Consider the following 5997-nt stretch of genomic DNA (forward strand, 5'->3'; position numbering starts at 1 on the left):
CAGCCTGCTGCGCTGGCCCGTGCGCAGCGCGATGACCGGGCTGGGGCTGGCGCTGGCGGTGGCCTCGGTGGTGGCTTCGTCCTTTTTTGCGGATGCGCTGGACGAGATCATGCACACGGCGTTCTACCAGAGCAACCGGCAGGATGCGGTGGTGATGTTCACCGAGGACCAGCCGGAAAGCGTGCTGGAGGAAATCCGCGCCCTGCCCGGTGTCCTGCAGGCGGAAGGGCAGCAGTATGCAGCGGCCATTCTGCGGCACGGGCCGCGCTCGAAACGGGTGTCGATCGAGGCGCGGGTGCCAGACCCGGATCTGAGCCGGGTGGTGGCCAGCGACGGCAGCGTGGCCAATGCAGGCCCCGGCGGCATCCTGCTGAGCGAGCGGCTGGCGGAGCAGCTGGGCGCCGCGCCGGGGACGCTGGTGGAGGTGCAGTTCACCAGCGGACGGCGCGAGATCCGGCAGCTGCCGGTGACGGGCACGGTAAAGCAGTATTTCGGGCTGGGTGCCTATATGGATCACGCCAGCCTGAATGCGCTGTTCCGGCAGGCGCCGCAGTATTCCGCCGCCAGCATTGCCATCGACGCCATCCAGCAAGACGCGCTTTTCACCCGCCTCAAGGCGCTGCCGGCGGTGGCAGGGGTGCCGGTGATGACGGATATGCGCCGGTCGTTCCGGGAGGTCATCGCGCAGCAGGTGATCGTGATGAACACGGTCTACATCACCATTGCGGTGCTGATCACCATCGGCGTCGCCTACAACGGCGCCCGCATCCAGCTGTCGGAGCGCGCCCGCGAGCTGGCCAGCCTGCGCATCCTGGGGTTTTCGCGCCGCGAGGTCTCCTTCATCCTGGCGGGGGAGATGATGCTGCTGGCGCTGCTGGCGCAGCCGCCGGGCTGGCTGATCGGCGCCGCGATCGCGCGGCTGGCGGTGGAGAATTTCTCCAGCGACATCTACACCATCCCGCTGGTGCTGGAGCCCGCCGCCTTTGCCTCCGCCAGCCTGATCGTGCTGGCGGCGGCGCTATGCTCGGTGCTGATCGTGCGGCGGCGGCTGGACCGGATGGATCTTGTGGCAGTGATGAAAACCAGGGAGTAACAGATGTTTCCGAACCTGCGCAGCCTGCTCCTGTACCTGACCGGCGGCGGTGTGCTGGCGGCGCTGCTTTATGTGGCGTTCCGGGAGGAGCCTGCGGCGGTGGACCTGCATGAGGTCACGCGCGGCAGGATGGAGATTACCATCGATGCCGATGGCGAGACGCGGGTCCGCGACCTGTTTGAGGTGGCAGCGCCGATCGCGGGTACCGCGCGGCGGTCGCCGGTGCGGGCGGGGGACCGGGTGGCGGCGGGCGAAACCGTGGTCGCGATTGTCGAGCCCGCCCGGCCGCGGCTGCTGGATGCGCGCACCCGGGCGCAGGCGCAGGCAACCCTGCAGGAGGCGCAGGCGGCGCTGCATGTGGCGCGCGCCGACCTGCAGAAGGCCATCGAAGACCGCATCCTGGCGCAGAGCCAGTATGACCGGGTGAAGGCGCTGGCGGAGCGCAATGTCGCCTCGCTGACGCGGCTGGAGGATGCGACCCAGCGGCTGGCGGTGGCCATCGCCGGGGAGGAGGCGGCCGGTGCGCGGGTGGACATGTCGCAAAGCACCCTGGCGCGGGCCGAAGCGGCGCTGATCCTGCCGGAAGCTGGGGTGGAGGTGCCGGACAGCTGCTGCATCCGCATCAGGGCGCCGGCTGACGGGGTGGTGCTGTCGGTGGTCACCATCAGTGAGCGCCCGGTGCTGCCGGGGGATTTGCTGGTGACTATCGGCGATCCGCAGGATCTGGAGCTGGTGGCGGATCTGCTGTCCTCGGACGCGGTGCGGCTGGCGCCGGGCGCCCGCGCCAGCATCGAGCGCTGGGGCGGCCCCAAGCCGCTGGAGGCGGTGCTGGACCGGATCGAGCCGGTGGCGCGCACCAAGGTCTCGGCGCTGGGGATCGAGGAACAGAGGGTCGATGTGTTCTTTGCCCTGACCACGCCGCAGGCAGAGCGCACCAGCCTGGGCGAGGGGTTCTCGGTCTTTGCCCGCATCGTTGAGTGGGAGGCGGAGGACGTGCTGCGGATCCCGGTTAGCGCGCTGTTCCGGGAGGGCGGCGGCTGGGCGGCCTTTGTCGCGGCGGACGGGCGGGCCTCTGTCCGCCCGCTGCAGCTGGGGCGGCGCAACGGCCAGGTGGCGCAGGTTCTGTCCGGGCTTGAGCCGGGTGAACGGGTGATCCTGCACCCCGGCGAGGCGGTGGCGGACGGGGTGCTGATCACCGAGCGCTGAGGGCGGCGGCGGCTTGACCTCGCTCAAGGCAGCGCGCGCCCGCTTAGCGGATCATGGGGCCATGAAAGCGGAGCATGGGCACAGCAGGGAAGAGATCGCCCGCCGCCTGCAGGACAGCAGGAAGGAGGGGCGGCTGCGGGATGCGGTTTATGGCGGCATCGACGGTGCGGTGACGACCTTTGCCATTGCGGCAGGGGTCGAGGGGGCGGGGTTTTCCTCGTCGGTGATCATCGTGCTGGGGATCGCAAATGTGCTGGCGGACGGGTTCTCCATGGCCGCTGCCAATTACCTGGGAACCAAGGCGGATCTGGACGACCGGCGGCGGCTGTACCAGGTGGAGCAGCGCCATATCCGCGACCACCCGGAGGGCGAGCGCGAGGAGCTGCGCCAGATCCTTGAGCAGCTGGGCCTCAGCGGCGAGGTGCTGGAGGGCGCGGTGAAGGCAGTGGCGGCCAGGCCCGAGAAGTGGATTTCGCTGATGCTGGCCAGCGAATACGGGCTGGGGCCCGCGGAACCCAATCCGGTGGCAGCGGCGCTGACCACCTTCTTTGCCTTCATGCTGGCCGGGATCGTGCCGCTGCTGCCCTTTATCCTGGGGCTGCCGGATCCGTTCCTGATGGCCTCGGTTGCGACCGGGCTGGTGTTCTTTGTCATCGGCGCCAGCAAGAGCATCTGGTCGCTGTCGCCCTGGTGGGTATCGGGGCTGGAAACGCTGCTGATCGGCTCCTGCGCGGCGGCGCTGGCCTATGGAGCGGGCAGCCTGTTCCGGGTTTGAGCCGGATCAAAGGGGCATCGGCGCGGCGGCGCTATATATTGCGGCAGGAGGGGAGTTCCATGTTTCAAAACGCAGTCAGGATCGCGCGGCTGCAGGGCTTTGACATCAAGGTCGATCCCAGCTGGCTGCTGATCGCGGCACTGATCACCTGGAGCCTGGCCACCCAATTCTTTCCGATGTCTTATCCCGGGGCAGGGCAGGCGGTTTACCTGACGCTCGCCATTCTGGCGATGCTGGGGTTCTTTGCCTCGCTGATCCTGCATGAGATGTCGCATTCCGTGGTGGCGCGGCGCTTTGGGGTGGAGATCAAGGGCATCACCCTGTTCATCTTTGGCGGCGTGGCGGAGCTCGGCTCGGAGCCGAAGACCGCCGTCAGTGAGTTCTGGATTGCCATTGCCGGGCCGCTGATGAGCTTTGCGCTAGCCTTTGGTTTCTGGCTGCTGGCGCAGATCGGCTGGGCGCTGGCGCCGGGCGGAGCGCTGAACCCGGTGCTGGGTTACCTGGCGCTGATCAACCTGGTGCTGGCGGTGTTCAACCTCGTGCCGGCCTTTCCGCTGGACGGCGGCCGCATCCTGCGGGCCTGGCTGTGGAGCCGCAGCCGCGACCTGCTGGCGGCGACCCGGACCGCCACCCGGATCAGCAGCTATTTCGCCTACGCGCTGATCTTTTACGGGCTGATCGGGCTGTTCTCCGGCAATCCGGTGGCAGCAATGTGGCAGGTGCTGATCGGGGTGTTCGTGCTGTCGGCGGCCAAGGGAACCTATGCCCATCAGCTGCAGAACGCCGCTTTCAAGGGCAAGACGGTGGCCGACCTGATGACCCGTGACCCGGTGACCGTGGGCCCGGAGCTGAGCCTGGAGGCGCTGGCGCATCAGGTGCTGCTGCCTGAGCGCAAAAGCTTTGTTCCGGTGATGCAAGAGGGGGTGCTGCTGGGCTGCACCGACACGCAGGACCTGGCGCGGGTGCCGCAGGACCGGTGGGCACTGACCCCGGTGGATGAAGTCTACCAGCCGCCCGATAGCGGCAACTCGGTGGGTCCGGGGATGCAGGCCGACGCGCTGATGCGGAAGATTTCGGAAACCGGGCGGCGCAAGTTCCTGGTCACGGATCAGGGCCGGCTGCTGGGGGTGATCACCCTGACGGACCTGACCGGATACATGGCTCTGCTGCAGGAGATGCGGCGGCTGGACGGCAAGGGGGAGAGCATATGACGCAAATACTGATCATCCAGGGCCACCCGGACAGCAGCCAGGAGCATTTCTGCCACGCGCTGGCGCAGAGCTATGCCAAGGGGGCCGCGGATGCGGGCCATCAGGTGCAGATCATCGGCGTGGCCGATAGCGGCGTCACCTGCCTGCGCAGCCGCGCGGAATGGGAAGCGGAAGAGCTTCCGGACTATGTTGCCCGCGGCCAGCAGGCGGTCGCGGCCGCGGATCACCTGGTTTTTGTCTACCCGCTGTGGCTGGGCACCATGCCGGCGCTGCTGAAGGCCTGGCTGGAACAGGTGTTCCGCGAGCATTTCGCCTTTACCGTCGGCGAGAAAGGCTGGCATCCCGAGTTGCAGGGGAAGAGCGCGCGGATCATCGTGACCATGGGGATGCCTGCATTCTTCTACCGCTGGTTCTACTTTGCCCATTCGCTGCGCAGTTTCGAACGCAACATCCTGAAGTTCTGCGGCATCAGGCCGGTGCGCTGGACGGTCTGCGGCATGGTCGAGGACAAGCGGTCGGAGCGGCGGCTGGCCTATCTGGCGGAGGCCGCAAGCGACGGGGCTGCGGCCCGCTGAGTGTGTGTGTCACGGCTTGCGCTGCGGTTTTCCGGCGGCGGGGGCGGTGCGGCCCTGGTAGGCGAACCAATAGGCAAAGGCGACCCCGCCGGCACCGCCAAGGATATTGCCCAGGGTGACCCAGAACAGATTGGCCGCGGCCGCGTGCAGGGAAACTGCAGCGCCGGCGGCCCAGCCCTGCGGGAAGAAGAACATGTTGGCCACCGAATGCTCCAGCCCCAGGAGCACAAAGGCGGTGATCGGCCAGAGCACCGCGAGGATCTTGCCCGCGGCGGTGCGGGCGGCGAAGGAGAGCCAGACCGCCAGGCAAACCAGCCCGTTGCACAGGGCGCCGCGCATGAACGCCTCCATCGGGGAGAGGGTGGACTTGGCCTCGGCGATGCGGGCGGCGGTGGCGCCCACTGGACCTTCAAGCAGTCCGGTGAAGGCAAAGGCGGCGGCCAGGCCGGCGGCGCCTGCGAGGTTGCCGGCATAGACGATGGCCCAGCTGCGCCACAGCCGTCTCAGCCGTATCTTGCGGTCCACCGCGGCGATCACCATCAGCACGTTGCCAGTGAACAGCTCGGCCCCGCCAACGACAACCAGAATGAGACCCATCGAGAACACCGCGCCGCCCAGCACCCGCACCGGGCCTGACGCGGTGTCCGCTCCGGTCATCGCGGTGGTATAGGCAGCGGCGCCGAAGCCGATGAAGGCGCCCGCCAGCATTGCCAGCACAAACATCTGGGGCAGCGGCAGCCGGGCCTTGGCCACCCCTGCGGTCTCCACCAGAGCGGCGATCTCGGCGGGTTTATGGGCGTCGAACGGGGATTGGTCAGTCATCGGCTGTTCCCTTGCGGCAAGGCTGCGGGCGCGGACGGGTCAATGGGCAAAGAGGACTGGAAGGGCGGTCTGCTCCAGCATGCTGCGGGTGGTGCCGCCAAACACTGCCTCGCGCAGGCGGGAATGGCCATAGGCGCCCATCACCACCAGATCCGCCCCGGCCTCGCGGGCGCGGTCCTGGATGGCGCTGCCGGTGTCATGGCCGCCTGTGGGGAACTGCGACAAGGTGACGGTGCAGCCGTGATGGCTGAGCCAGGCGGCGGCATCTGCGCCGGGGTCCTCGCCGTCGCGCGCGTCGCTCATGTCCGGGTCGAA

General features: G+C 68.1%; 7 protein-coding genes. 5 read left to right on the top strand and 2 right to left on the bottom strand.

The window, feature by feature from the left end; translation table 11 throughout:
• From ACFMBG_RS23355 to ACFMBG_RS23375, 5 genes are all read left to right on the top strand, one after another.
• Nucleotides 1–1093, top strand: a 1093-nt coding sequence (locus ACFMBG_RS23355) for an ABC transporter permease (RefSeq protein WP_421057049.1), incomplete at its 5' end; no start/stop codon positions are given.
• A 3-nt stretch (nucleotides 1094–1096) separates the two neighbouring features.
• Complete coding sequence (locus ACFMBG_RS23360) at nucleotides 1097–2299, top strand: efflux RND transporter periplasmic adaptor subunit (protein ID WP_421057050.1); 1203 nt, start codon at nucleotides 1097–1099, stop codon at nucleotides 2297–2299.
• 61 nt (nucleotides 2300–2360) lie between these two features.
• A complete protein-coding gene (locus ACFMBG_RS23365; protein ID WP_421057051.1) occupies nucleotides 2361–3074 on the top strand; it encodes a VIT1/CCC1 transporter family protein in 714 nt (237 codons plus the stop codon).
• A 59-nt stretch (nucleotides 3075–3133) separates the two neighbouring features.
• On the top strand, nucleotides 3134–4285 hold the full coding sequence (locus ACFMBG_RS23370; RefSeq protein WP_421057052.1) for a site-2 protease family protein: 1152 nt from the start codon (nucleotides 3134–3136) through the stop codon (nucleotides 4283–4285).
• On the top strand, nucleotides 4282–4860 hold the full coding sequence (locus ACFMBG_RS23375; protein WP_421057053.1) for an NAD(P)H-dependent oxidoreductase: 579 nt from the start codon (nucleotides 4282–4284) through the stop codon (nucleotides 4858–4860). The genes ACFMBG_RS23370 and ACFMBG_RS23375 overlap by 4 nt, the downstream gene beginning before the upstream one ends.
• A 9-nt stretch (nucleotides 4861–4869) precedes the next feature.
• On the opposite strand, the gene ACFMBG_RS23380 is transcribed toward ACFMBG_RS23375, so the two are convergent.
• A complete protein-coding gene (locus tag ACFMBG_RS23380) occupies nucleotides 4870–5682 on the bottom strand; it encodes a formate/nitrite transporter family protein (protein WP_421057054.1) in 813 nt (270 codons plus the stop codon).
• A 39-nt stretch (nucleotides 5683–5721) separates the two neighbouring features.
• Nucleotides 5722–5997: universal stress protein (locus ACFMBG_RS23385; RefSeq protein ID WP_421057055.1), on the bottom strand; the 276-nt coding region annotated here is incomplete at its 5' end.

It is taken from the genome of Leisingera coralii (assembly GCF_049056525.1).
In the GTDB taxonomy this organism is placed as follows: domain Bacteria; phylum Pseudomonadota; class Alphaproteobacteria; order Rhodobacterales; family Rhodobacteraceae; genus Leisingera; species Leisingera coralii.